Source organism: Stenotrophomonas geniculata, assembly GCF_034508895.1.
GTDB lineage: Bacteria > Pseudomonadota > Gammaproteobacteria > Xanthomonadales > Xanthomonadaceae > Stenotrophomonas > Stenotrophomonas geniculata.
Map to the genome: position 1 here is coordinate 4,266,129 of NZ_CP140571.1, position 26,391 is coordinate 4,292,519.

Annotated in this window: 26 protein-coding genes; all 26 read left to right on the forward strand. The window is 67.8% G+C overall.

The features are described 5' to 3' along the window. Nucleotide 1 precedes the first annotated feature (1 nt). On the forward strand, nt 2-379 hold the full coding sequence (locus RI032_RS19720) for a response regulator (protein WP_010485922.1): 378 nt from the start codon (nt 2-4) through the stop codon (nt 377-379). Beyond that, on the forward strand, nt 376-1,881 hold the full coding sequence (locus RI032_RS19725; protein WP_322547591.1) for a sigma-54 dependent transcriptional regulator: 1,506 nt from the start codon (nt 376-378) through the stop codon (nt 1,879-1,881). The genes RI032_RS19720 and RI032_RS19725 overlap by 4 nt, the downstream gene beginning before the upstream one ends. A gap of 569 nt (nt 1,882-2,450) precedes the next feature. Then, on the forward strand, nt 2,451-2,816 hold the full coding sequence (fliE, locus tag RI032_RS19730; RefSeq protein ID WP_164192053.1) for a flagellar hook-basal body complex protein FliE: 366 nt from the start codon (nt 2,451-2,453) through the stop codon (nt 2,814-2,816). Between the two features lie 13 nt (nt 2,817-2,829). Continuing rightward, nucleotides 2,830-4,476 (forward strand): flagellar basal-body MS-ring/collar protein FliF, encoded by a 1,647-nt coding sequence (gene fliF / locus RI032_RS19735; protein WP_010485928.1) that lies wholly within the window; start codon nt 2,830-2,832, stop codon nt 4,474-4,476. A gap of 7 nt (nt 4,477-4,483) precedes the next feature. Further along, entirely contained in the window at nt 4,484-5,470 is a 987-nt protein-coding gene (fliG, locus tag RI032_RS19740; protein WP_024958226.1) for a flagellar motor switch protein FliG, read from the forward strand. Next, nucleotides 5,467-6,108 carry a FliH/SctL family protein gene (locus RI032_RS19745; protein ID WP_010485931.1) on the forward strand — a complete coding sequence of 214 codons (642 nt, stop codon included), beginning with the start codon at nt 5,467-5,469 and terminating at the stop codon, nt 6,106-6,108. Before fliG ends, RI032_RS19745 begins: the two co-directional genes overlap by 4 nt. Next, nucleotides 6,105-7,490, forward strand: coding sequence for a FliI/YscN family ATPase (locus tag RI032_RS19750; RefSeq protein ID WP_322547592.1), 1,386 nt, complete (start codon nt 6,105-6,107; stop codon nt 7,488-7,490). Before RI032_RS19745 ends, RI032_RS19750 begins: the two co-directional genes overlap by 4 nt. 3 nt (nt 7,491-7,493) lie before the next feature. Further along, entirely contained in the window at nt 7,494-7,961 is a 468-nt protein-coding gene (fliJ, locus tag RI032_RS19755) for a flagellar export protein FliJ (protein WP_010485935.1), read from the forward strand. Beyond that, complete coding sequence (locus RI032_RS19760; protein ID WP_322547593.1) at nt 7,961-9,106, forward strand: flagellar hook-length control protein FliK; 1,146 nt, start codon at nt 7,961-7,963, stop codon at nt 9,104-9,106. Before fliJ ends, RI032_RS19760 begins: the two co-directional genes overlap by 1 nt. Before the next feature lie 173 nt (nt 9,107-9,279). Beyond that, complete coding sequence (locus RI032_RS19765) at nt 9,280-9,795, forward strand: flagellar basal body-associated FliL family protein (protein WP_057504318.1); 516 nt, start codon at nt 9,280-9,282, stop codon at nt 9,793-9,795. Between the two features lie 10 nt (nt 9,796-9,805). After that, complete coding sequence (gene fliM / locus RI032_RS19770) at nt 9,806-10,810, forward strand: flagellar motor switch protein FliM (protein ID WP_010482429.1); 1,005 nt, start codon at nt 9,806-9,808, stop codon at nt 10,808-10,810. Beyond that, on the forward strand, nt 10,807-11,142 hold the full coding sequence (gene fliN / locus RI032_RS19775; protein ID WP_005409543.1) for a flagellar motor switch protein FliN: 336 nt from the start codon (nt 10,807-10,809) through the stop codon (nt 11,140-11,142). The genes fliM and fliN overlap by 4 nt, the downstream gene beginning before the upstream one ends. Next, entirely contained in the window at nt 11,139-11,558 is a 420-nt protein-coding gene (fliO, locus tag RI032_RS19780; protein WP_010482437.1) for a flagellar biosynthetic protein FliO, read from the forward strand. The genes fliN and fliO overlap by 4 nt, the downstream gene beginning before the upstream one ends. Before the next feature lies 1 nt (nt 11,559). Then, nucleotides 11,560-12,339 (forward strand): flagellar type III secretion system pore protein FliP, encoded by a 780-nt coding sequence (fliP, locus tag RI032_RS19785; protein WP_010482439.1) that lies wholly within the window; start codon nt 11,560-11,562, stop codon nt 12,337-12,339. Between the two features lie 51 nt (nt 12,340-12,390). Then, on the forward strand, nt 12,391-12,660 hold the full coding sequence (locus RI032_RS19790; protein ID WP_005413254.1) for a flagellar biosynthetic protein FliQ: 270 nt from the start codon (nt 12,391-12,393) through the stop codon (nt 12,658-12,660). 13 nt (nt 12,661-12,673) lie between these two features. After that, the gene (fliR, locus tag RI032_RS19795; RefSeq protein WP_057504317.1) at nt 12,674-13,465 is read left to right on the forward strand and encodes a flagellar biosynthetic protein FliR; all 792 of its coding nucleotides are present in this window, start codon (nt 12,674-12,676) and stop codon (nt 13,463-13,465) included. Between the two features lie 275 nt (nt 13,466-13,740). Further along, entirely contained in the window at nt 13,741-15,876 is a 2,136-nt protein-coding gene (locus tag RI032_RS19800) for a putative bifunctional diguanylate cyclase/phosphodiesterase (RefSeq protein ID WP_322547594.1), read from the forward strand. A gap of 158 nt (nt 15,877-16,034) precedes the next feature. Continuing rightward, nucleotides 16,035-17,165: a flagellar biosynthesis protein FlhB gene (flhB, locus tag RI032_RS19805; RefSeq protein WP_057504315.1), complete on the forward strand. Its 1,131-nt coding sequence runs from the start codon at nt 16,035-16,037 to the stop codon at nt 17,163-17,165. 44 nt (nt 17,166-17,209) lie between these two features. Beyond that, the gene (gene flhA, locus RI032_RS19810) at nt 17,210-19,270 is read left to right on the forward strand and encodes a flagellar biosynthesis protein FlhA (protein WP_197656317.1); all 2,061 of its coding nucleotides are present in this window, start codon (nt 17,210-17,212) and stop codon (nt 19,268-19,270) included. A 145-nt stretch (nt 19,271-19,415) separates the two neighbouring features. Next, nucleotides 19,416-21,044, forward strand: coding sequence for a flagellar biosynthesis GTPase FlhF (flhF, locus tag RI032_RS19815; protein WP_049412716.1), 1,629 nt, complete (start codon nt 19,416-19,418; stop codon nt 21,042-21,044). Next, nucleotides 21,031-21,918, forward strand: a complete 888-nt coding sequence (locus RI032_RS19820) for a MinD/ParA family ATP-binding protein (RefSeq protein WP_010482449.1) — start codon at nt 21,031-21,033, stop codon at nt 21,916-21,918. The genes flhF and RI032_RS19820 overlap by 14 nt, the downstream gene beginning before the upstream one ends. Beyond that, complete coding sequence (locus RI032_RS19825; RefSeq protein ID WP_010482450.1) at nt 21,915-22,658, forward strand: RNA polymerase sigma factor FliA; 744 nt, start codon at nt 21,915-21,917, stop codon at nt 22,656-22,658. The genes RI032_RS19820 and RI032_RS19825 overlap by 4 nt, the downstream gene beginning before the upstream one ends. A gap of 57 nt (nt 22,659-22,715) precedes the next feature. Then, a complete protein-coding gene (gene cheY, locus RI032_RS19830; RefSeq protein WP_006365466.1) occupies nt 22,716-23,108 on the forward strand; it encodes a chemotaxis response regulator CheY in 393 nt (130 codons plus the stop codon). Next, on the forward strand, nt 23,108-23,713 hold the full coding sequence (locus tag RI032_RS19835) for a protein phosphatase CheZ (RefSeq protein ID WP_010482455.1): 606 nt from the start codon (nt 23,108-23,110) through the stop codon (nt 23,711-23,713). Before cheY ends, RI032_RS19835 begins: the two co-directional genes overlap by 1 nt. Nucleotides 23,714-23,715: 2 nt before the next feature. Next, a complete protein-coding gene (locus tag RI032_RS19840) occupies nt 23,716-25,548 on the forward strand; it encodes a chemotaxis protein CheA (protein ID WP_010482456.1) in 1,833 nt (610 codons plus the stop codon). 101 nt (nt 25,549-25,649) lie between these two features. Beyond that, on the forward strand, nt 25,650-26,390 hold the full coding sequence (locus tag RI032_RS19845; RefSeq protein WP_010482457.1) for a flagellar motor protein: 741 nt from the start codon (nt 25,650-25,652) through the stop codon (nt 26,388-26,390). Nucleotide 26,391: the final 1 nt, after the last annotated feature.

Consider the following 26,391-nt stretch of genomic DNA (forward strand, 5'->3'; position numbering starts at 1 on the left):
CATGAACAAGCTCACGGTCCTGTTGGTCGATGACCACGAGGGCTTCATCAATGCGGCGATGCGCCATTTCCGCAAGATCGACTGGCTGCAGATCGTCGGCAGCGCCGGCAATGGCCTGGAAGCGATCGAGCGTTCGGAAACGCTGCGCCCGCAGGTCGTATTGATGGATCTGGCCATGCCGGAGATGGGTGGCCTGCAGGCCACCCGCCTGATCAAGTCGCAGGACGATGCACCGTACATCGTGATCGCCAGCCACTTCGACGACGCCGAGCACCGCGAGCACGCGCTGCGCGCCGGCGCCGACAATTTCGTCAGCAAGCTGTCCTACATCCAGGAAGTCATGCCGATCCTGGAAGGCCTCAGGGAGGATCGATCGTGAGCGAATCGCGCATCCTGGTGCTGGACAACGACGCCGTGCGCGCAGAGCGCACCGTTGCCCTGCTGGAATTCATGGACTTCAACCCGCGCTGGGTGTCCGACGCGGCCGACTTCGACCTGGGTCGCCAGCGCCAGAACGATTGGATGGCGGTGATCGTCGGCAGCCTGGACGACAACGCCGCCAGCACCGCACTCTACAACTGGCTGGGTGGCAGCAGCCTGCCGCCGCCGGTGCTGCTGGCCGATGGTGACGGGGTAACGTTTGCCCGCCAGCACGGCCTGCACGAAGCCAACATCTGGCCGCTGGAAACGCCGCTGCGCCATGCGCAGATGGAAGCCCTGCTGCGCCGCGCCAGCCTCAAGCGCCTGGACGCCGAGCACCAGGCCGGTGCCGCGCAGGATCAAGGCCCGACCGGCAACGGCCCGGCGGTGACTGCGTTGCGCACCATGATCGAGCAGGTCGCTGCGTTCGATACCACCGTACTGGTGCTGGGCGAATCCGGTACCGGCAAGGAAGTCGTGTCGCGTGCGATCCACCAGCGCTCGCCGCGCCGTGATGGCCCGTTCGTGGCGATCAACTGCGGCGCCATTCCGCCGGACCTGCTGGAAAGCGAACTGTTCGGCCACGAAAAGGGTGCGTTCACCGGCGCACTGACCGCCCGCAAGGGGCGTTTCGAAATGGCCGAGGGCGGCACCCTGCTGCTCGACGAAATCGGCGACATGAGCCTGCCGATGCAGGTAAAGCTGCTGCGCGTGCTGCAGGAACGCAGCTTCGAGCGCGTCGGCGGCAACCAGACCATCCGCTGCAACGTGCGCGTCGTGGCCGCGACCCACCGCGATCTGGAAACGCGCATCGCCGAAGGCAAGTTCCGCGAGGATCTGTTCTACCGCCTCAACGTGTTCCCGATCGACGTGCCCGCCCTGCGCGAGCGTCGCGAAGACCTGCCGGCGCTGGTGGAAACCATCGCCGCACAGTTGGCGCGCACCGGTCGTGGCGAAGTGCGCTTCACCCCGGAAGCCCTGCAGGCCCTGGCCGGCTACGAATGGCCGGGCAATGTGCGCGAACTGACCAACCTGGTCGAGCGCCTGGCGGTGCTGCATCCGGGCGGTTCAGTACGCGTGCAGGACCTGCCGGCCCGCTACCGTGGCGACACCGCACTGGCGGCGGTGGCTGCACCGGCACCGGCAGCTACGGTTGCCAACGAAGAACGCCTGAACCTGCGCAGCTTCTCGTTCCACACCCCAGGCAGCGGCAACCAGCCGGCACTGGAGCACGGCATCGCCGTCAATCGCCCGGCGGCACCGGCGGCGCTGCCTGACGAAGGCATGGACCTGCGCAACCACATGGCCAACATCGAACTGGGCCTGATCAACGAAGCCCTGGAACGCACCCAGGGCGTGGTCGCCCACGCCGCCCAGCTGCTCGGCCTGCGCCGCACCACCCTGGTGGAAAAGCTGCGCAAGTACGGCATCGAACGCGAGCAGGCCGAACTGGCCGGCTGAAGCGCGCTACCAGCATGAAGGGGGCACGAACGCCTGGGCTTGCCCGGGCGTTCGTGTTTCCAGAACCCGGGGTCGGAGCCCTGCGCATCTACAGCGCCGGAACGCCGGCCGCTGGACACCGCAGCCGTAGGCCAGAAAACCGACGCCGGTTAAATGGCGCGTCACAGCCAAGAAACGCGCCATCTATCTATCCATGCCGTGGATCAAGCGTGTCGACCAAGGTCGACACCCACCAGGAGCAGCATGCCGACCAACGGTCGGCACCTACCAACAGCAGCGGCCAACTGTCGGAGGCGGGGTGGGTCTGGTTGCGGGGGTGTCCGCGGCATGGATGCCGCGGCCAAGCCCCCAAGGACGGGTTTACGGCGTCCCCCGCAACCGGACCCACCCCGCCACCCCACAGATGCCCCGCCTTTGACGTTGACGTTGACGTTGCTTCGGCGGGTGCAGGGCGCAGCCCTGCCAGCACACCCAATCTCCTCACTTCACTGAATCGAAAACCGGTTTCGGCACGGCACTTGCACTGGCTCCAGCAGACAACCCCATCCCTGTTTCTGGAACCGTTGCAGATGTCCCACTCCGTCACTTCGATCCTTTCGCAGATCCGCTCCTATCAGACCCAGATGGGACAGCCGGCGCTCAACCCGCTGAGCGAAACGCCGCGCAGCAACGCCCTGCCGGGCACGGTGCTGGACGCACCGCAGGCCCAGCCGGCCAGCTTCACCGAAACCCTGCGTGGTGCGATTGCCGGCGTCAACGATGCGCAACAGAAATCCGGCGCCCTCGCCAAAGCCTTCGAAATGGGCGACCCCAGCGCCGACCTCGCCAAGGTGATGGTCGCCTCGCAGCAGTCCCAGATCGCCTTCCGCGCCACCGTGGAAGTCCGCAACCGTCTCGTCCAGGCTTACCAGGACGTGATGAACATGCCGCTGTAAGGAATAGAGACGCATGGCACTGACGCTCTCCAAGGACAGCCTGAACGCCGAAAAGGCCGGGCAATGGTTCGACCGCCTGCAGAGTCTGCAGATCACCCGTCGGCTGGGCCTGATGGCGATGATCGCGGTGGCGGTGGCGGCAGGCCTGTCCGTGTTCTTCTGGTCGCAGAAGCCGGGCATGGTCCCGCTGTACACCGGCCTGGACCAGAAGGCGACCGCTGAAGCGACCGACCTGCTGCGCGCCGCGCAGATTCCGTTCGCGCTCGACCCGGCCACCGGTGGCATCACCGTGCCGGAAAAGAACCTGCACGACGCGCGCCTGAAGCTGGCCGGCTCCGGCCTGACCGACAGCGGCAAGCTCGGCTTCGAGCTGATGGAGCGCGACCCGGGCTTCGGCGTCAGCCAGTTCGTCGAAAGCGCGCGCTACCAGCATGCGCTGGAAACCGAGCTGTCGCGCACCATCAACACGCTGCGCCCGGTGCGCGATTCGCGCGTGCACCTGGCCATTCCCAAGCCCAGCGCCTTCACCCGCCAGCGTGACGTGGCCAGCGCCTCGGTGACCCTGGAACTGCGTGGCGGCCAGCAGCTGGAACGCAGCCAGGTGGACGCCATCGTGCACATGGTCGCGGCCAGCATCCCGGATCTCGCCCCGGAACGGGTGACCGTGGTCGACCAGAGCGGGCGCATGCTCAGCGTCAGCGACCCGAACAGTGAGGCGGCGGTCAACGCTGCCCAGTTCGAACAGGTGCGCCGCCAGGAAACCTCGTTCAACCAGCGCATCCGCGAGCTGCTGGAACCGATGACCGGCCCCGGCCGCGTCAACCCGGAAGTGAGCGTGGACATGGATTTCTCGGTAACCGAGGAAGCCCGTGAGCTCTACAACGGCGAACCGCAGAAGCTGCGCAGCGAGCAGATGAGCGAGAACACCACCAGCACCCCGGGCCCGCAGGGCGTGCCGGGCGCGACCAGCAACAGCCCGCCGGGCCAGCAGGCCGCACCGGCCACCGCGCAGGCGCCGACCGAAAGCAGCAAGAACGCGACCCGCAACTACGAGCTGGACCGCACCCTGCAGCACACCCGTCAGCCGGCGGGCCGCATCAAGCGCGTCTCGGTGGCGGTCCTGGTGGACAACGTGCCGCGCGCCGGTGCCAACGGCAAGGTCAGCCCGCAGCCGTTGTCGGCCGCCGAACTGACCCGCGTCGAGGCACTGGTCAAGCAGGCCGTCGGTTTCAATGCCGAGCGTGGCGACACCGTATCGGTGATGAATGCCCCGTTCGTGCGTGATACCACGCCGGTCGAAGGCCCGGCCTGGTGGGAGCTGCCGTGGGTGCACGATGCCGGCCGCATGCTGCTGGGCGCCGTGGTGGTGCTGGCATTGCTGTTCGGCGTGCTGCGCCCGGCATTGCGTGCGATCACCGGCCAGAACAGGAAGAACGACGAACAGGCACTGGAACCGCACACCGCGGACGTGCAGCTGGTCGATGACGATGGCATGCCGCTGCCGGCGCTGGGCGCCGACCGGGCCAGCCTGGGCGGGCCGGATGCACTGGCCCTGCCGGTGGATTCATATGAGGAACGACTGCGGATGGCGCGTGAAGCCGTGAAGACCGACTCCAAGCGCGTGGCCCAGGTGGTCAAGGGCTGGGTGGCCAATGACTGAGGCACAACTGACCGGCGTGCAGCGCGCGGCCGTGCTGCTGCTGTCCCTGGGTGAGCTGGATGCAGCCGAAGTGCTGCGCCACATGGAACCCAAGGAGGTGCAGAAGATCGGCATCGCCATGGCCACCATGACCGACATCACCCGCGAACAGGTGGAACGGGTGATGGACCAGTTCGGCCAGGAACTGGGCTCGAAGACCTCGCTGGGCGTGGGCTCGGACGACTACATCCGCAACATGCTGGTGCAGGCGCTGGGCAGCGAGAAGGCCGGCAACCTGATCGACCGCATCCTGCTCGGCCGCAACACCACCGGGCTGGACGCGCTGAAGTGGATGGACCCGCGCGCGGTGGCCGATCTGGTGCGCAACGAGCACCCGCAGATCATCGCCATCGTGATGGCGCACCTGGAAACCGACCAGGCCGCCGACGCGCTGAAGCTGCTGCCGGACCGCACCCGCGTGGACGTGCTGCTGCGCATCGCCACGCTCGACGGCATTCCGCCGAACGCACTCAATGAACTCAACGAGATCATGGAGCGCCAGTTCGCCGGCAACCAGAACCTGAAGTCGTCCAACATCGGCGGCGTGCAGTGCGCGGCCAACATCCTGAACTTCATGGACAGCGGCCAGGACCAGGCGATCCTGGGCGAAATCGCCCGCATCGATGCGCCGTTGAGCAACCGCATCCAGGACCTGATGTTCGTGTTCGACGACCTGGTGGACCTGGACGACCGCGAGATGCAGCTGGTGCTGCGCGAAGTGAGCGGCGAGCGCCTGGGCCTGGCCCTGCGCGGTGCCGACATCAAGGTGCGCGACAAGATCACCCGCAACATGTCGCAGCGCGCGGCCGAGATCCTGCTGGAAGACATGGAAGCCCGTGGCCCGGTGCGCCTGTCCGACGTGGAAGGCGCGCAGCGCGAGATCCTGGCCATCGTCAAGCGCATGGCCGATGAAGGCACCGTCACCATTGGTGGCAGCGCGGAGGCCATGCTGTGAGCAACGTCGTGCGCTGGCTTGCCCCGGACCTGCTGGCCCAGCCCGACCCGGTGCTGGATCAGGAGGATGCGTTCGAACTCACCGAGCCGGACCCGGAACACGAACCCGAGCCACCGCTGCAGCTGCCGACCCTGGAGGAAATCCAGGCCATCCAGGACAGCGCCGAGAAGGAAGGCTTCCAGCACGGCCATAGCGAAGGTTACGGCCAGGGACAGGCGGAAGTGCGTCGCCTCGCCGCGCAGATCGAAGGCATCCTCGACAACTTCAGCCGACCGCTGGTGCGGCTGGAGAACGAAGTCGTCGGCGCACTGGGCGAACTGGCGGTACGCATCGCTGGCGCGCTGGTCGGACGCGCCTACGAAGCTGACCCGGCACTGCTGGCACAGCTGGTCGGTGAGGCGATCGACGCGGTGGGCGGCAGCACCCGCGAGGTCGAAGTGCGACTGCACCCGGACGACATCGCCGCCCTCGCCCCGCTGTTGAGCCTGCCGCCACAACAGCGCCTGGTGCCAGACACCAGCCTCAGCCGCGGCGATCTTCGCGTGCACGCCGAAGCCGTGCGCATCGACGGCACCCTGGAAGCCCGCCTGCGAGGCGCGCTGGACGCGGTGATCCGCCAGACCGGAGCCAATGCATGACCCCCTATCCGCAGCCGACGCCGCCACCGGCCGACTGGGCCATCGCCCGCAACCTGCGCCTGGCCCGTCGGCTCGATGGCCTGCGCGTGGATACCGCCCATGGCCGTGGCCTGATCCGCGAAGGCGTGCTGCGCCGCGCGGTCGGACTGACCCTGGAAGCGGTCGGCTGCGAAGCGCCGCTGGGTGCCAGCTGCAAGGTGGAAGTGGTCGATGGTGGCTGGGTCGATGCCGAAGTGGTCGGCTTCGCCGGCGAGCGCACTTACCTGATGCCGAGCGCGGAACTGCACGGCCTGCTGCCCAATGCGCGGGTGGTGCCGTCCGCACGCCGTGGCGGCGTTGAAGTGGGCGAAGGCCTGCTCGGCCGCGTCATCGACAGCGACGGCGTGCCGCTGGACGGCAAGGGCCCGATCCGCGCCGAGGGCCATGTCGGCATGGCCGGCGTGTCGATCAATCCGCTGGCACGTGAACCGATCACCCAGCCGCTGGACGTGGGCGTGCGTGCGATCAACGCGCTGCTGCCGATCGGCCGCGGCCAGCGTGTCGGCCTGTTCGCTGGTTCTGGCGTCGGTAAGTCGACGCTGCTGGGCATGATGACCCGCTACACCGCCGCCGACGTGATCGTGGTCGGCCTGATCGGTGAACGTGGCCGCGAAGTCCGCGATTTCGTCGAGACCACGCTGGGCGAAGAAGGACTGCGCCGCGCCGTGGTGGTGGCCAGCCCCGCCGACCGACCGCCACTGGCGCGCCTGCACGGCGCCTACCGTGCCACCGCCATCGCCGAATGGTTCCGCGACCAGGGCCTGAACGTGCTGCTGCTGATGGACTCACTGACCCGCTTCGCCCAGGCGCAGCGCGAGATCGGCCTGTCGGTCGGCGAGCCGCCGACCACCCGCGGTTACCCACCGTCGGTGTTCGCCAAGCTGCCGGCACTGGTCGAACGCGCCGGCAACGGCGCCAAGGGCCGTGGCTCGATCACCGCGTTCTATACGGTGCTGACCGAAGGCGATGATCCGCAGGATCCGATCGCCGATGCAGCGCGCGCGATCCTCGACGGCCACATCCTGCTCTCGCGGCGCGTGGCCGACAGCGGCCTTTACCCGGCCATCGACGTCGAATCGTCGGTCAGCCGTGTGGTCACGGAAATCGCCGACGAGCCGTGGCGCCTGCGCATTCGCAAGTTGAAGCGACTGGTCTCGGCCTACTCGGCCAACCGCGACCTGATCGCCATCGGTGCCTACCAGCGCGGCAACGACGCGGCCACCGACGAAGCCCTGGAACGCTGGCCGGAAATCATGGAGTTCCTCGGCCAGGACGTTGCCAAGGCCGCAGATCTCCCGCACAGCCAGGCGGCGCTGCAGCGCCTGGTGGAACAAGAGAGTTAAGCCATGAACCAGTCCAAGCGCATCGACCCCCTTCTGAAGCGGGCCCAGGAACACGAGGACGCGGTGGCCCGCGATCTGGCCGAACGCCAGCGCGTGCTCGATACCCATCTGTCGCGACTGGACGAACTGCGCCGCTACGCCGAGGAGTATGCGAATGCGCAGATGGCGGCGACCAGCCCGGCGCAGCTGCTGAACCGGCGCGCGTTTCTCGACCGCCTCGACAGTGCGGTCGAACAGCAGCAGGCCACGGTCAATGGCAACCGCGAGAAGGTGGAAGCCGAGCGCGCCCGGCTGATCCTGGCCAGCCGTGACAAGGCCGTGCTGGAACAACTGGCCGCCAGCTACCGCGCACAGGAGAAGGTGGTGACGGACCGCCGCGACCAGCGCGAGATGGATGACATCGGTGCCCGCCGCGCCCGCCTGGTACAGATCGAAGACCAGGACGGCGCCGAGCAGGGAGGCCGCTCGTGATGCCCGCGCCATTGGCCGGCAGCGCCAACGCGCAGCCGCAGAATTCCGGCAGCAGCGCAACGCGCGCGCCACGCGGTGACGGCAGCAAGGATTTCAGCCAGCTGCTGCAGGGTGGTGCGCCGGGCGCCGATGGATCCTCCAGGCCCTCGAACATGCCCACGTCGCCTGCACAGGGGCCGGCATCCGACAGCAATGGCCAGTCCAGCGCCGAGCGCAGGCCGGACAGCGCTGCCGCACCTGAAGAGGCCGCAGCGACGGTGCCCCCGGCGCAAGCCAGGCCCGCTGCCGAAAAGGACGCCTCGGCGACGACCGAGGAAGCCCCATGGCCGCCGCTCGGCCTGGCAGGACTGGTACTGGCGGTACCGACACCTGCCGATCCTGCCGCCGCTCTGCCAGCGGTGGCGACGGCCACCGATGCAGACGGCAACGCACTGCCCTCGCCCGCTGCACTGCCGGTCGCAGCAGCCCTGCCCTCCACAGCAGCGGCGACCGCTACGGCCACCGCCGAAGGCGAAGCCCCCAATGGGGCCGACCAGGCGACCACTCTGCCGTTACCTGAGCTGGTGCTGCCCGGCAAGCGCGGCGAGCGCGGTGAAGGCAGCGACGCAACCCTCATCGGCGACCGCGCCACGGCGCCGCTGCTGCATGCACCGGGCAACGCGGCTGTGCAGGATCTGAAGGCCGCGCTGGCCACGGGCAATGCCATCTTCAATGGCGAACCGACACCGAAGCCGGTGCTCGGCGACGATGGTTTCGACCAGGCAATCGGTGCGCGCCTGGGTTGGCTGGCCGACCAGAAGATCGGCCATGCCCACATCCGGCTGAGTCCGGACGACATGGGTCCGGTCGACGTGCGCCTGCAGTTGAACGGCGACAAGGTGCACGCCAGCTTCAGCAGCCCGCATGTGGACGTGCGCCAGGCACTGGAAAGCAGCCTGCCACGCCTGCGTGAACTGCTGGGCGAACAGGGCTTCCAGCTTGCTCATGCCGATGTCGGCCACCAGGCCCCCGGCGGTGACGGCAATGCGACGGGGCAATCCGGCGCCGCCGGCATGGCCGGTGACGGAGAACCGTCGCCGGGCGATGGCAGTGTGTCGTCCGCGCAGTTGATCCGCCAGCGCGGGTTGCTGGACGCATACGCCTGACACCGCGCGAGCGGGTAGCGCCGGGCCATGCCCGGCGGAGCCCCCCCCTCCGCCGGGCATGGCCCGGCGCTACCGATACAGGCACCCCGACGGAATTCCGTCGCATCCCTCCGCCCCGGCTCCGGCACACCCCTTGCATATCCCGGTGAAGCAACCCTCAGGAGCTTCACCCCGTGGCCGCAGCCGCTGACAAAACCAAGAAGACCGCCGAGAAGGACAAGGCCGCCAAGCCGCGCAGTCCGATCCTGATCACCGCCCTGGTGGCCGTGCTGGCCGCCGCAGCCGCCGGTGGCGGCGTCTGGTTCTTCACCCAGTCCAAGCCGGAAGAGAAGACCGCTCAGGCCCCGAAGAAGTCCGCCACCCCGGCACCGGCGCAGTACTTCGCGCTGGACCCAGCCTTCGTGGTCAACCTCAACGGCCCCATTGACGGCCCGCGCTACCTGCAGCTGGAAGTGCAGCTGATGACCCGCGACCCGGCCGCGCTGGAAGCGATCAAGACCCACGCACCGGCCATCCGCGCGCGCCTGCTGATGCTGTTCTCGCAGGTCAGCCCGGACCAGATCGCCGATGTCGCCGGCAAGCAGAAGCTGCAGGCCGCCTCGCTGGCCGAAGTGCAGAAGGTGCTCAAGGCCGAGACCGGCAGCAACGGCGCCGACGATCTGCTGTTCACCAGCTTCGTGACCCAGTAAGGGCCCACCGATGAATGACCTGCTGTCCCAGGACGAGATTGATGCCCTGCTCCACGGCGTGGACAGTGGTGCGGTCGAGACCGATCCGGAACCGCCGTCCGGCGAAGCGCGTTCGTACGACTTCGCCAGCCAGGACCGCATCATCCGTGGTCGCATGCCGACCCTGGAAATGGTCCACGAGCGCTTCGCGCGGCTGTGGCGGATCGGCCTGTTCAATCTGATCCGCCGTTCGGCCGAACTGTCGGTGCGCGGCATCGAGCTGATCAAGTTCAACGACTACATGCACTCGCTGTATGTGCCGACCAACCTGAACCTGATCCGCTTCAAGCCGCTGCGCGGTACCGGCCTGATCGTGTTCGAACCGACCCTGGTGTTCGCCATCGTCGACAACTTCTTCGGCGGCGACGGGCGCTACCCCACCCGCATCGAAGGCCGCGAGTTCACCGCCACCGAAATGCGGGTGATCCACCTGCTGCTGAAGCAGACCTTCGCCGACCTTCGCGAAGCCTGGGCACCGGTGATGGATGTCGACTTCGAGTACATCAACTCGGAAATCAACCCGCACTTCGCCAACATCGTGACGCCGCGCGAGTACGTGGTGGTGTGCCGCCTACACGTCGAGCTCGACGGCGGTGGCGGCGACATCCACGTGACCCTGCCGTACTCGATGCTGGAGCCGATCCGCGAGCTGCTCGACGCCGGCATCCAGAGCGACCGCAATGACCGCGACGAGAGCTGGGGCCAGACCCTGCGCGAACAGCTCAACATCGCCGAGGTGACCCTGTCCAGCGTACTGGCCAGCAAGCGCATGACCCTGCGCGACCTGACCCAGCTGAAGGTCGGCGACATCCTGCCGATCGAACTCAGCCCGCAGGTGCCGCTGTGCGTGGAGAACATTCCCGTGTTCACCGGCGAGTTCGGCATCGCCAACGGCATGAACGCCGTGAAGATCACCGCTACCCATCCGCCGGGCACCCGCCCGCGCGCACCCGTCATCCAGGAAGACCCGCAATGAACGATATCGACGCCCTCGAACCGACCCCGGCCCAGTTCAGCAGCCTGCAGGCCGATGAGGCGAACGGTCCTGACCTGAACCTGGACGTGATCCTGGACGTGCCGGTGACCCTGTCGCTGGAAGTCGGTCGCGCCCGCCTGCCGATCCGCAACCTGCTACAGCTCAACCAGGGTTCGGTGGTGGAACTGGAACGCGGCGCCGGCGAATCGCTGGATGTGTTCGTCAACGGCACCCTGATCGCCCATGGCGAAGTCGTGGTGATCAATGACCGCTTCGGCGTGCGCCTGACCGATGTGGTCAGCCCGAGCGAGCGGATCCGGAGACTGCGTTGAGCCTGCTGGCCTCCACCCTGCTGGCGGTCGGCAAGACCGCCGCCCCGGTTGGCCCGCAGGTCGGCCAGCATGCGGCCGCCGCACCCAGCCTGTTCGGTGCGGTGCTGGCGCTGCTGGCCGTGCTGGCCCTGGTCGTCGGCCTGGGCTGGCTGCTCAAGCGCATGCCCGGCAGCGGCTTCCGCCCGGCCGAAGGCATGAAGCTGGTGGCCAGCCTCAGTGTCGGCGCCAAGGAACGCGTGGTGGTGGTCGAGGTCAATGGCCAGCAACTGCTGCTGGGCGTCACCGCCGGCGGCATCAACACCCTGCATACCCTGCCCGAACCGCTGCCGCCGCCGGCACCGGTGCGCGTGCCGGACTTCAAGAACCTGCCGAATTTCGCCCAGCTGCTGCAGCAGCGGCTGCGCAAGGACCCCTGACATGCGTGTCACCCGTACCCGTCTTGCCACCCTGATGCCGTGGCTGCTGATGCTTGCCCTGTGCCTGTTGCCGGCACTGGCCTTGGCCGCCCCGGGCGCCCCGACCACGCCGCTGCCGGACATCAACGTCGGCAAAATCGGCGGTGCGCCGGTCAGCCTGCCGCTGCAGACCCTGCTGCTGATGACGGCGATCACCCTGATCCCGTCGATGCTGCTGGTGCTGACCTCGTTCACCCGCATCATCATCGTGCTGGGCCTGCTGCGCCAGGCATTGGGCACCGGCCAGACGCCGTCCAACCAGGTGCTGCTGGGCCTGGCGCTGTTCCTGACCGCAATGATCATGCTGCCGACCTGGGACAAGGCCTGGAGCACCGGCATGGCGCCCTATCTCAATGGCGAGATCGACTTCCAGACCGCCTGGACGCTGACCACCTCGCCGCTGCGCGCCTTCATGCTTGCGCAGATCCGCGAGACCGACCTGATGACCTTCGCCGGCATCGCCGGGCACGGCACCTACGCCAGCCCCGATGCGATCCCGTTCCCGGTGCTGGTCGCCTCGTTCGTCACCAGCGAACTGAAGACCGCCTTCGAAATCGGATTCCTGATCTTCATCCCGTTCGTGATCATCGACCTGGTCGTGGCCAGCGTGCTGATGTCGATGGGCATGATGATGCTGTCGCCGATGCTGGTGTCGGCACCGTTCAAGATCCTGCTGTTCGTGCTGGTGGATGGCTGGGTGCTGACCGTGGGCACGTTGGCGGCGAGCTTCAATCCGGCGTGATCGAAAGGCAGTCGAGCCTGGCTCGACTCTACATAAGCAGATGGAATCCGAATGTCTCCCGAACTTGCCTTGACCGAACTGCGTGGCGGCCTGATCACCGTATTGTGGGTGGCTGGCCCGCTGCTGCTCACCGTGCTGGTGGTGGGCGTGGTGGTGGGCGTGGTGCAGGCCGCGACCCAGCTCAACGAACCGACCATCGCCTTCGTCGCCAAGGCGGCGGCGCTGACCGCGGTGCTGTTCGCGCTGGGCAGCCTGCTGATCGGCCACCTGGTGGAGTTCACCACGCTGCTGTTCCAGCGCATTCCACACCTGATCGGCTAGGACACGCGCTTCGATGGACGCCGCCACCCAGATGGCAGCCGACGGCCTGCAGGCCTTCGGCATGATCGGCACCGTGCTGTGGACCATGCTGCGCATCGGTGCCGTGGCCATGGCCATGCCGATGGTCGGCACCCGTGCCGTTCCCGCGCGGGTGCGCGTCGTGCTGGCCGGGACCCTGGCCATCGCGCTGGCGCCGCTGCTGCCGCCAGTACCGGACTGGACGGGCTTCGATGCCGCCACGGTCCTGACCATCGCCCGCGAACTGGCCATCGGCGTGTCCATCGGCTTCCTGCTACGGCTGGTGTTCGAGGCCGGGGCGATGGCCGGCGAACTGATTGCCCAGGGCACCGGCCTGGCCTTCGCGCAGATGAGTGACCCACTGCGTGGCGGCACCTCGGGCGTGATCGGCCAGTGGTTCTATCTGCTGTTCGGCCTGCTGTTCTTCACCGCCAACGGGCACCTGGCGCTGATCTCACTGGTGGTGGACAGCTACCGGGCGCTGCCGATCGGCGCGCCGCTGCCCGACCCGCACGCCTTCTTCAGCATCGCCCCGACCTTCCTGCTGACCGTACTGCGCGGCGCATTGACCCTGGCGATCCCGCTGACCGTGGCGATGCTGGCAGTGAATCTGGCGTTCGGCGTGCTGGCCCGTGCGGCCCCGGCACTGAACCCGATCCAGCTGGGCCTGCCGGTCTCGCTGCTGCTGGGCCTGTTCCTGCTGGCGTTGCTGGCCGGGGAAATGGGCCCGCCGGTACAGCGCCTGTTCGACGCCGCCATCCAGGCTGCGGACGCGGTCACACACTGACCCGATCATCACGTTTTACTGCTTGCCATGCCTTTGTTTCTGTAGAGCCGAGCCCATGCTCGGCTGTCTTCGGCAGGAGCGGCAGCCGAGCATGGGCTCGGCTCTACAAGGGCGCAATTTCACGTTTTACTGCTTGCCCTTCCCCCGGGTCCGCGCGTTAGAGTGAATGCGCGGCAACCGGGGGGATGCCGCACGTGGCCGCCGCCCTGCGTCGGCCTGCCTCATGCATGCCCCACCGTGGTTTCCGTCGACAGGCAGGTCCGGGAGACTGACGAATGCTGGTAGGCACGTACAACCCGTGGCTGGTGGCGATCTCGCTGCTGGTTGCCGTGATGGCTTCGTACACTGCGCTGGCAATGGCCGGGCGCACGGTCACCGCACCCGGCAAGGGCGCGGCATGGTGGTGGCGCCTCGGTGGTGGCTTCGCCATGGGCCTGGGCATCTGGTCGATGCATTTCATCGGCATGCTCGCCTTCGACCTGCCCATTCCGCTCGGCTACGACCTGCCCATCACCCTGCTCTCCCTGGCCCTGGCCATCGCCTCGTCAGTGTTCGCACTGTGGCTGGTCTCGCTGCGCACCCTGCCGCATCCGCGCCTGGCCGTCGGCGCCCTGCTGATGGGCACCGGTATCGCCGGCATGCATTACGTTGGCATGGCCGCAATGCGCATGCAGCCAGGCATCGACTACGACCCGGGCTGGCTGCTGTTTTCGCTGATGGTGGCGGTCGCTGCTTCGTGGACGGCCCTGTACGTTGCATTCCGCCTGCGTGCGCAGCGCACCCGTGTCGGCGACCGGCTGGCCGCTGCCGGCCTGCTCGGGCTGGCGATCGTCGGCATGCACTACACGGGCATGGCCGCCGCACGCTTTCCGGAAGGCAGCATCTGCGGCGCAGCCGTAGGCGATGGCCTGCAGAGCGAATGGCTGGCCATGCTGGTGGTGATGCTCACTGTGTCGATCCTGGCCGTGGTGCTGGTGGTGTCCTGGATGGACCAGCGGGTGGAGGCGCAGCTGCTGCGCCTGCGCAATTCCCTGTTGAGCACCTCGCTCACCGACGCGCAGCAGGAACTGACCCAGGCCGCGCTACACGACCCGCTCACCCGCTTGCCCAACCGCCTGCTGCTGCAGCGTCGGATCGTGCAGGCACTGGCCGAGGCCGAACAGGGCGGCAGCCGTTTCGCGGTGATGTTCATGGACCTGGATGGCTTCAAGCAGGTCAACGATGCCTATGGCCATCAGGCCGGTGATGCACTGCTGGTGGCGGTGGCCGAACGCACCCGCCAGCTGCTTCGTCCCCACGACATGCTGGCCCGTCTGGGCGGGGACGAATTCGTTCTGGTGGTGCGCATCGAGCACGACGAGGACCTTCCGACCCTGGCCCGCCGCATCCTGCAGGCGGTAGGCAGCGGGCCGTTGCTGGCCGACAACGAACTGCAGGTGACCGCCAGCATCGGCGTGGCGATCTGCCCGGACCACGCTGCCAGCGAGCGGCAGCTGATGGCCTTCGCCGATGCAGCGATGTACCAGGCCAAGGAATCCGGACGCAACGCCTTCGTGCTGTTCGCCGACTGGATGAATGACAGCGCCGAACAACAGTTCCGGCTGCTGGCCGACCTGCGCCGGGCCATTGGCAGCGAGCAGCTGTTCCTGCACTACCAACCGAAGATCCAGGTAGCCACGCAGAAGGTGGCCGGTGCCGAAGCGTTGATCCGCTGGCGCCATCCGGAGCATGGCCTGATCCCGCCGGACCGCTTCATCCGGCTGGCCGAGCGCAGCGGCGCGATCAACGACATCGGGCGCTGGGCGCTGGACCAGGCCTGCCTGCAGCTGCGCCGCTGGCATGACGCCGGTCACGAAGGCTGGTCGATGTCGGTGAACCTGTCGCCGGTGCAGTTCAGTTCGCCGCACCTGCTGCAGGATGTGCGCGAAGTGATCGAACGCCATGGCATTGCCCCGCGCCACCTGGTGCTGGAGATCACCGAAAGCACGGTGATGCGCGATACCGATACCAGCCTGCGCCTGCTGCAGGCGCTGTCGGCGCTGGGCGTGGGCATTTCCATCGACGACTTCGGCACCGGCTACTCCAGCCTGCTGTACCTGAAGCGGCTGCCGGCTACCGAGATCAAGATCGACCATGCCTTCGTGCGCGATCTGGAGCACAGCGCCGAGGATGTGGTGATCGTCTCGGCCATCGTGGCGCTGGGCCATGCGCTGGACATGGACATCGTGGCCGAAGGCGTGGAAACCGCCGCCCAGCGCGCCTACCTGGAGCGGCTGGGATGCGATTACCTGCAGGGCTACCTGCTCGGCCGCCCGGTCGATGCGGCGCGCTTCATGCAGCTGCACGACCTGCCCCGGCCGCGGGTGGAGCTGGCGCAGAGCCCACCGCCCAGCGACAACGCTCCCCTGTAGAGCCGAGCCTGCGCTCGGCTGCTCTTCGCGCTTGATCCAAACATAGCCGAGCATGGGCTCGGCTCTGCAAATAGATCCACGCCGTGCGTGGATAGGCAACACCCCATCACGGAACAGTTCTTGCACGCATCCCGGCAACCCCTGCCGCAGTGCCCGTGATGTCCGAGAACGAATCCGCCGGCGAAAAGACCGAACAACCTACCGAAAAACGCCTGCGCGACGCCCGTGAACAGGGCAACCTGCCGCGCTCGCGCGAACTCGGCACCGCCGCCGTGTTCGGCGCCGGCGTGCTGGCGGTGATGGCCATGAGCGGCTCGATCGGCCGCGGCGCCACGGCCTGGATGAAGCAGGCGCTCAGCCCGGAACAGAGCCTGCGGCAGAACCCGAAGGAACTGTTCGGCCACTTCGGCGACCTGCTCCTGCAGTTCATGCTGGTGATCGCGCCGCTGGTGCTGGTCTGCCTGCTGGCCAGTTTCGTCGCACCTCTGGTGATGGGTGGCCTGCGCTGGTCGCAGAAGGCGTTGCTGCCCGACATCAACCGCATGAACCCGATGAGCGGGCTCAAGCGCCTGTATGGCCCGGAGGCCATCGCCGAGTTCACCAAATCGCTGCTGCGCGTGGCCTTCGTCGGTGTCGCCGCCGGGATGGTGGTCTGGACCGGCTTCGACACCCTGCGCGGGCTGATCCACCACCCGCTGGAGACGGCCATCACCGACGGCCTCGGCTTCACCCTGCGCCTGCTGCTGGCCACCGCCGGTGCGATGCTGGTGCTGGCCGCCATCGACGCGCCGTACCAGCGCTGGAACTGGATGCGCAAGCTGAAGATGACCCGTGAAGAGCTGCGCCGGGAAATGAAGGAAAGCGAGGGCAGCCCCGAGGTGAAGGGCCGCATCCGCCAGCTGCAGCAGCAGATGGCCAACCGCCGGATGATGGAGGCGGTACCCACCGCCGACGTGGTGGTGGTCAACCCCACCCACTACGCGGTGGCCCTGAAGTACGAAGGTGGTGCCATGAACGCCCCGACCGTGGTCGCGCTGGGCGTGGACGAGACCGCCCTGCGCATCCGTGAAGTGGCCGACGGCAACAAGGTCGCGATCGTCTCTGCCCCGCCTTTGGCACGCGCCTTGTATCGGGAAGGCCAACTCGGAAAGGAAATCCCCGTGAGACTGTATTCGGCCGTCGCCCAGGTCCTGTCCTACGTCTACCAGCTGCGCGCCTGGCGCACTGGCCCGATGCCGGACGCCCCGCACATCCAGGTGGATGAATTCGGCAAGGGAGGCCGCCCGTGAGCGCCCAGCCCTCCACCGGTTTCAACACCCGCCGCGCCCTGGAAATGATCCGCCAGGGCCTTGGCGCGCCACTGATCGTGCTGGCCCTGCTGGCCATGGTTGTGGTCCCGCTGGCCGCACCGGTGCTCGATGCGCTGTTCACCTTCAACATCGCCATCTCGCTGATGGTGCTGCTGGCGGTGGTCTACGTGAAGCGCCCGCTGGACTTCACCATCTTCCCGATCGTGCTGCTGATCACCACCATGCTGCGGCTGGCGCTGAACGTGGCCTCGACCCGCGTGATCCTGCTCAACGGCCAGAACGGCCACGACGCCGCAGGTAAGGTGATCGCCGCCTTCGGCGAATTCGTGATCGGCGGCAACTACGCGGTCGGCATCGTGGTGTTCGCGATCCTCACCATCATCAACTTCGTGGTGATCACCAAGGGCGCCGGCCGCGTCTCGGAAGTGACCGCGCGCTTCATCCTCGACGCGATGCCCGGCAAGCAGATGGCGATCGACGCCGACCTCAACGCCGGTTTGCTGACGCGTGAAGAAGCCAAGCTGCGCCGTGAAGAAGTCCGCGAGGAAGCCGACTTCTACGGCGCAATGGACGGCGCCAGCAAGTTCATCCGCGGCGACGCCATCGCCGGTATCCTGATCCTGTTCATCAACATGCTTGGCGGCCTGGCCGTGGGCGTGCTGCAGCATGGCATGCCGTTCGGCGACGCCGCCGCCACCTACACCCTGCTCTCCATCGGTGACGGCCTGGTGGCGCAGCTGCCGGCGCTGCTGGTCTCCAGCGCGGTGGCGATGCTGGTCACCCGCGCCTCGCGCTCGCAGGACATGGCCCAGGCCATGACCGGCCAGGTGTTCGGCCAGTACCGTGCGCTGGCGATCACCGCCGGCATCATCGGCGTGGTCGGCCTGGTGCCGGGCATGCCCAACGTCGCTTTCCTGACGCTGTCCGCGATCCTCGGCTTCATCGCCTGGAAGGTCTACCGCAAGGGCAAGGCCGCGGCCACCGACCCGGCAGCCGCAGGCAATGACGCCGCCGCGCTCAACGCACTGGGTCGCCCGGCTGCACCGGCGCCCACCGCCGAACTGAGCTGGGACGAGCTGCGCCCGGTCGATCCACTGGGCCTGGAGGTCGGCTATCGGTTGATTCCGCTGGTGGACGCCAACCAGGGCGGCGAACTGATGGCGCGCATCAAGGGCGTGCGCCGCAAGCTGACCCAGGACGTCGGCTTCCTGATCCCGTCGGTGCATATCCGCGACAACCTGGAACTGCCGGCCAACGGCTATCGCGTGCTGGTGCACGGCGTGCCGGTGGCCACCGCCGAGATCCACCCCGACCGCGAACTGGCCCTGGACCCGGGCAGCGCCCTCGGCGCGCTGGAAGGCATCGCCGGCAAGGACCCCGCGTTCGGCCTGGATGCCACCTGGATCCAACCGCACCAGCGTGCCCAGGCCGAAACGCTGGGCTACACCGTGGTCGACCCGGCCACCGTGGTTGCCACCCACCTCTCGCACCTGATCCGCGAACACGCGCCAGAACTGCTCGGCCACGAGGAAGTGCAGCACCTGCTCGCCAACCTGGCCAAGAGCGCGCCCAAGCTCGTCGAAGATCTGACGCCGAAGGCGCTACCGCTGTCGGCGGTGGTGCGCGTGCTGCAGAACCTGCTGGTCGAACGCATTCCGATCCGCCAGCTGCGCAAGATCGCCGAAGCACTGGTCGAACACGCGCCGAACAGCCAGGACCCGGCCGTGCTGACCGCCGCCGTGCGCACCGCACTGGGCCGTTTCATCGTGCAGGAGATCGCCGGAATGTCGGCGGAGCTGCCGGTGTTCACCCTCAACCCGCAATTGGAACGTGTCTTGCAGGAGTCCACGCAGGGCAACGGCGCCGCGCTGGAACCCGGACTCGCAGAGCGACTGCACCAGAGCCTGGCCGAATGTGTCAGCAAGCAGGAAGCGCGAAACGAGCCGGCGGTCGTGCTGGTACCGGGCCCGGTGCGCGCCGCGCTGGCGCGTCTGGTCCGCCACAGCGTCCCGTCGCTGTCGGTCCTGGCCTACAGCGAGGTGCCGGAGGACAAGCGACTGAAGCTGGTCGGAACGATCAGCTGACGCCGCCCACCGATGCGCCAGAAAACAGACACCACTTTCGAACCAACGCAACAGACAGACACCAAGGGGAACCCGCACCGTGCAGACCACCGACCACCCGAGTTCTCCGACCGCCACCCCGCCGTCTTCGTCCCGTGACCACAGCATGAAAATCAAACGATTCGTCGCCGCCGACATGCGCTCGGCCATGAACCTGGTGCGCAAGGAACATGGTCCTGACGCCGTGATCCTGTCCAACCGCCGGATCGAGGAAGGCATCGAGATCGTCGCCGCCGCGAACTATGACGAGAGCGCCGTGCAGCGTGCACTGGAAGCCTCGCGCCGTGACGTGGCACCGCCGCCGGCACCGAAGCCGCGCACCGCCGCCGATGCCGTCATTGCCGCAGTCACCCGCCGTCGCAGCAACACCCCCGCTCCGGAACCGGTTGCCGCGACCACCTCGGCCGTGGCCGCCCTCGCCCGCGCCGCGGTCGGTGCCACCGGCCGTACCCTGGACAGCGCCGACGAGATCGTGCCGACCCGCGGCAGCACCGGCTTCGCCGCGACCCTGGCCCGCGCTGCCGTCAACGAACCGGCGCTGCCCGAACAGATCTTCGCCCCGTTCGCCGAGGCCATCGTTGCACCGGCACCGGCACCGGCCGCCAGCGCGCCAGCCAACCGTGCCCGCTTCCAGATCGACCCGCCGCACGAGATGCATCACGAAAGCGCGGCCCCCGCCGTGCAGCCGCCGCCGCTGCCGGGCGCGGCTCCGACCGAAGCACAGCCGGAGATCGCCGCCAGCGAACCGGCAGTGGCCGACGCCGTCATCGAAACCTCGCCGGAGCCCACCCTCGCCCCGGCCCCGGTGCTGACCGTGGTCGCCCAGGACGACGCCGAGATCCGCCAGCTGCGCCAGGAAGTGGCCGGCATGCGCCAGGTGATCGAGCGCGAGATGAACCGCTTCACCGACGAGCGCCTGCGTGGCTGCCCGGTGCGCGCCACCGCGCTGGACCTGATGGACGAGTACGGTTTCGACGCCGGCCTGGCCCGCGACGTAGCCATGCAGATCCCGCTGGAGACCGAAGCCCACCGTGGCCGCGGCCTGATGCTGGGGCTGATTTCGCGCAAGCTGCCGATCGCCCCGGTCGACCCGCTGGAAGAAGGCGGCGTGATCGCCCTGGTTGGCCCGACCGGCGCCGGCAAGACCACCACCATCGCCAAGCTGGCCTCGCGCTTCGCCGAGAAGCACGCGCCGCGTGATGTGGCCCTGGTCACCACCGACACCACCCGCATCGGCGCCCGCGAGCAGCTGTACGGTTACGGCCGCCAGCTCGGCATCGCGGTGCACGAGGCCAACAGTGGCACCGACCTGGACCAGCTGCTGGAACGCTTGAAGGACTACAAGCTGGTGCTGATCGACACCGCCGGCTTGGGCCCGCGCGACCGCGCGCTGGCCGCCCAGCTGCAGTGGCTGCGTGCCGCCCGCCAGGTGCGCACCCTGCTGGTGCTGCCGGCCAATACCAGCTTCGGCGACATGGACGAGGTGGTCCGCCGCTTCGGTGCCGCCAACCTGCAGGGTCTGGTGCTGAGCAAGCTGGACGAGACCGGCCGCTTCGGCAACGCCCTGTCGGTGGCCGTGGACCATGCCCTGCCGATCACCTGGGTGACCGATGGCCAGGACGTTCCGGAGGACCTGCACCGGGCCAGTGCGGCCAATCTCGTACTTCGCCTTGAAGATTTGCGCCGCGCGGCCGATATGCCCTGCAACCCGGAGTTGAACCATGCCGTCGCGTGAGTACGCCAAGCTGACCAAGACCTTCCCGCTGTCGGCCACCCGCAGCGAGCCGCTCGGCCCTGTGCGCACCATTGCCGTCACTGGCGGCAAGGGCGGCGTGGGCAAGACCAACGTTTCGGCCAACCTGGCCGTGGCGCTGGCCGGCATGGGCAAGCGCACGCTGCTGCTGGACGCCGACCTTGGCCTTGCCAACATCGACGTGATCCTGGGCCTGAACCCCACCTTTACCCTGGCCGATCTGGTCGCCGGCCGCTGCACGCTGGATGACGTCATCGTCGAAGGCCCGAACGGCGTGCTGGTGGTCCCGGCCGCGTCCGGTCGCCGCCACATGGCCGAGCTGGCCCCGGCCGAGCACGTCGGCCTGGTCAACGTGTTCTCCGAACTGGAACGCGAACTGGACATCATGGTGGTGGACACCGCCGCCGGCATCACCGATGGCGTGCTGACCTTCTGCCAGGCCGCGCAGGACACCGTGGTGGTGGTCTGTGACGAGCCGGCCTCGATCACCGACGCCTACGCGCTGATCAAGGTGCTGTCGCGCGAACGCGGCGTGGACCGCATCCAGGTGGTGGCCAACATGGTGCGCGACCCCAACGAGGGCCGCGTGCTGTACGAAAAGCTGACCCGGGTCTGCGAGAAATTCCTCGCCGATGTCTCGCTGAACTATCTGGGCTGTGTGCCGCAGGATGACTGGCTGCGCCTGTCGGTGCAGCGCCAGCAGCCAGTGGTAAAGGCCTACCCGTCCAGCCCGGCCGCGCTGGCGATCACCGAGATTGCCCGTCGCACCGCACGCTGGCAGGCGCCGACCGAACCGCGCGGCGGCGTTGAGTTCTTCCTCGAACGCATCCTCAAGCAGCGCGGGGTGGCCGCATGAAAGGCGCAGCCCAGTACCGGGAAGTCCAGCGCACGGCGGCCAACGAGGTCATCGCCCAGCATTCGGACCTGGTGCGGCGCATCGCCCACCACCTGGCCGCACGCCTGCCGGCGAGCGTCGAGGTCGACGACCTGATCCAGGCCGGCATGATGGGACTGATCGAAGCCTCGCGCAGCTATGACGCCGACCAGGGGGCTTCGTTCGAGACCTACGCCTCGATCCGCATCCGCGGTTCGATGATCGATGAGATCCGCCGTGGCGACTGGGTGCCGCGCTCGGTGCACCGCCGTGCACGTGATGCCGCCGCCACCATCCGCCGCCTGGAACAGAGCAGTGGCCGTGCCGCCAGCGCCACCGAAGTGGCCGCCGCGATGGAGATGCCATTGCCCGAGTACCTGCGGCTGATGGAAGACGCTGCCCGTGGCCAGGTGCTGAGTCTTGAATCGCGCATCGAGGACCAGGGCGAGCTGGACACCGTGGCCCAAGGCGGCCCGACCCCGCAGCAGGTGCTGGAGCGCGGCGAGTTCGGCCGCGAGCTGGGCAAGGCCATCGGCCACCTGCCCGAGCGCGAACAGCTGGTGCTCTCGCTGTACTACGAGCAGGAACTGAACCTGAAGGAGATCGGCGCGGTGCTCGGCGTGAGTGAGTCGCGGGTCTGCCAGATCCACGGCCAGGCGGTACTGCGCCTGCGTGGCCGGCTGAAGCTGTTCGAGGCCGCCGACGCCGGCCTCGAAGAATGAACATCCCCGAGGCGGCTGCCCCCGGCCGTCCGGAATGAACAACAAAGGAATTCTGCTTTGAACAAGAACATGCGCATCCTGATCGTCGACGACTTCTCGACCATGCGTCGAATCGTCAAGAACCTGCTGGGCGATCTGGGCTTCACCAATACCGCCGAAGCCGAGGACGGGCATGCCGCGCTGTCGCTGCTGCAGAGCCAGCCGTTCGATTTCGTGGTCACCGACTGGAACATGCCGGTGATGACCGGCATCGAGCTGCTCAAGGCGATCCGTGCCGATGCCAAGCTGAAGACCCTGCCGGTGCTGATGGTCACCGCGGAAGCCAAGCGTGAACAGATCATCGAAGCCGCCCAGAGCGGCGTGAACGGCTACATCATCAAGCCGTTCACCGCGCAGACGCTGGAAGAGAAGCTCGGCAAGATCTTCGAACGCCTGGCGGCCAGCGCCTGATGGATACCACGGTCGACAAGAGCGCCCTCGCCCTGCGCCTGCAGGAGGCCCTGGACGCACTCGAGTCCGGTGACGAAGCCGCCTGGCGGCAGCGCATCGACGGACTGGTCGCGCTGCGCACGCAGCCGATGATGAGTGGGCTCTCGCGGCTGGCCCGCGAACTGGGGCAGGCGCTGGGTGAACTGCCGACCGTGCCGAGCGAAGCCGGGGAACTGGACGATGCCTGCGCGCGCCTGGACCACGTGGTGGCGATGACCGAGCAGGCCACGCACCGCACCCTGGACCTGGCCGAGGAATGCCGCAGCCTGACCGAACAGCTGCGCGCCGAAGGCCTGCAGCCGGGCCAGGACGCGCAGCTCGAGCGCATCCGCCACAACCTGACCGAGATCGCCCTGACCCAGAGCTACCAGGACCTGACCGGGCAGATCATCCGTCGCGTGGTGGGTATCGTCCGCCGCGTGCACGAAGGCTTCGGCGCACTCGGCCTGCCACCGGAACAGCATCGCACCGACCCGGAACTGGCCGGGCCGGCACTGAAGGGACTGGACCGCCACGCGGTCTCGCAGAACGACGCCGACGACCTGTTGTCGGATCTGGGGCTGTAAGCATGAGCGCGGTATCCGACGACATCACTGCCGATTTCATCATCGAGGCACAGGAAATCCTGGATCGCCTCGGCGAACAGCTGGTGTCGCTGGAGCAGGCACCGCAGGACAGCGATCAGCTCAACGCGGTGTTCCGCGGCTATCACACGCTCAAGGGCGGCGCCGGATTCCTCGGCGTCACCGCCATGGTCGAGCTGTGCCATGCCGCTGAAGAAGCGCTGGGCGCCGCGCGTGCCGGCCAGGCGGTGCTGCAGGCCCATCACTTCGACGCGGCCCAGCAATCGCTGGACTACCTGCAGTCGATGCTGGATGCAGTTTCCTCCGGCACCGAGCCGGGCTATGCACCGCCGGACCTGATCGCCCAGTTCGACGTACACGGCGGTGCCGTGGCGGCACCCGCCGCCGCAGCAGCACCCGCCGCGGGTGGCAGCGACCTGATCACCGACGACGAATTCGAGGCCCTGCTCGACCAGCTGCATGGTGGCAACGCGCCGACCGCGGTTGCACCGGCGAAGAAGGCCGACGACGGACTGATCAGCGAAGACGAGTTCGAAGCCCTGCTCGACCAGCTGCACGGTGGCGCCGCACCGGGCACCAAGCCTGCTGCCGCCATGGCACCGGCGCCGGCTGCAGCCCCGCGCCCGGTCGCCGCACCGGCACCGGTGGCAAAGCCGGCCGCCAAGCCGTTGGCCGAGGCCGAACATACCGTACGCGTAGACACCAAGCGCCTGGACGCGATCGTCAACCTGATCGGCGAACTGGTGCTGTCACGCAATCGGCTCAAGACCCTGCGTGCACGCCTGCGCGATGAAGAATTGGACCGCGCCGTGTCCACCCTGGACATCGCCACGGCCCGCCTGCAGTCGGCGGTGATGCGTACCCGCATGCAGCCGGTGGGCAAGGTCTTCTCCCGCTTCCCCAAGGTGGCCCGCGACGTCGCCCGCTCGCTGAAGAAGGAAGTGGACCTGGAACTGATCGGCGCCGAGACCGAGCTCGACCGCAACCTGGTCGAAGCGCTGGCCGACCCGCTGGTGCACCTGGTCCGCAACGCCATCGACCATGGCGTGGAAATGCCCGACCTGCGCGAGGCGCAGGGCAAGCCGCGGATGGGCCACGTGCGGCTGTCGGCGCAGCAGGAAGGTGACTACGTCAGCATCGAGGTGCAGGACGATGGCGCCGGCATCGACCCCGAAAAGCTGCGTGCCAAGGCACGCGAGAAGGGCCTGATCGATCCGGAGGCGGCCGCGCGCCTGAGCAGCGAGGAATGCCTGCACCTGGTGTTCCTGCCCGGCTTCTCGACCAAGCAGCAGGTCACCGACATCTCCGGCCGCGGCGTCGGCATGGACGTGGTGCAGTCACGCATCCGCGAACTGAGCGGCCAGATCCAGATCCAGTCGGAGCTGGGCCGTGGCAGCCGCTTCCTGATCCGCGTGCCGCTGACCCTGGCGATCCTGCCGACCCTGCTGGTTCAGGCCGGTGAGGACGTCTACGCGCTACCGCTGGCGCGCGTGATGGAAGTGCTGCACGCACCGCGCACGTCGCTGGGCTGGTTCGATGGCCGTGCCGTGCTCGATCGGCGCTCGCACACCCTGCCGCTGGTCGATCTGCGCCAGTGGCTGGATGTGACGCCCGCCGCCTCGCCCCTGCTGACCATCGTGGTGCTGCAGGCCGGCGAAGCGCGCTTCGGGCTGGTCGTGGACCAGGTGCGCGGGCGGGAGGAAGTGGTCATCAAGCCGCTGCCGAAAGCCCTGCGCGGCCTGCGCGGTTATGCCGGTGCAACCTTGATCGGCGATGGTCGCATGGCCTTGATCCTGGATGTGGACGGGCTGCGATGACCCTCGCCGGGCCCTGCCCGGCGACCCGAAAACTGTGACTACCGTCTGTACGCGATCTACCGGTGTCTCAAGTCCCATTCATACACGCCGATACCGGAACCATGGATAGACTCAGCCTCATTGGACTCTTTCTCGCCCTGGCCTCGCTGGTCGGTGGCAGCATCCTCAAGGGCGCCGGCCTGGCGTCGTTGTGGTCGCCTGCCGCGTTCGTGATCGTCATCGTCGGCACCGTCGCCGCGATCCTGCTGCATACCTCGCCGGCAGTGTTCAAGCATGCGTTCAAGATCGTGCGCTGGGTCGTGCGCCCACCGCACAGCGATCGCCGCGAACTGATCCAGCAGATCGTCGAGTGGAGCAACATCGCCCGCCGCCAGGGCCTGCTGGGCCTGGAGTCGCAGGTGGAAGCGCAGCAGGACCCGTTCCTGCGCAAGGGCCTGCAGCTGCTGGTCGATGGCGTTGAACCCGAATCGATGCGGCACATGCTGGAAATCGAACTGGGCAGCCAGGAGCATCAGGACCAGGCCGGCGCCAAGGTCTTTGAAGCGATGGGCATCTACGCACCGACCCTCGGCATCATCGGCGCCGTGCTCGGCCTGATCGCGGTGATGAAGAACCTGGCCGACCCGAGCAAGCTCGGCCACGGCATCGCTGCCGCGTTCACCGCCACCATCTACGGCATCGCCTCGGCCAACCTGCTGTTCCTGCCGGTGGCCGCCAAGCTCAAGAGTGTCATCTCGCACAACACCCGCGACCGCGAAATGGTCATCGAAGGCCTGATCTCGATCGCCCAAGGCGAGAACCCGCGCAACATTGAAACCAACCTCTCCGGCTTCCTGCACTGAC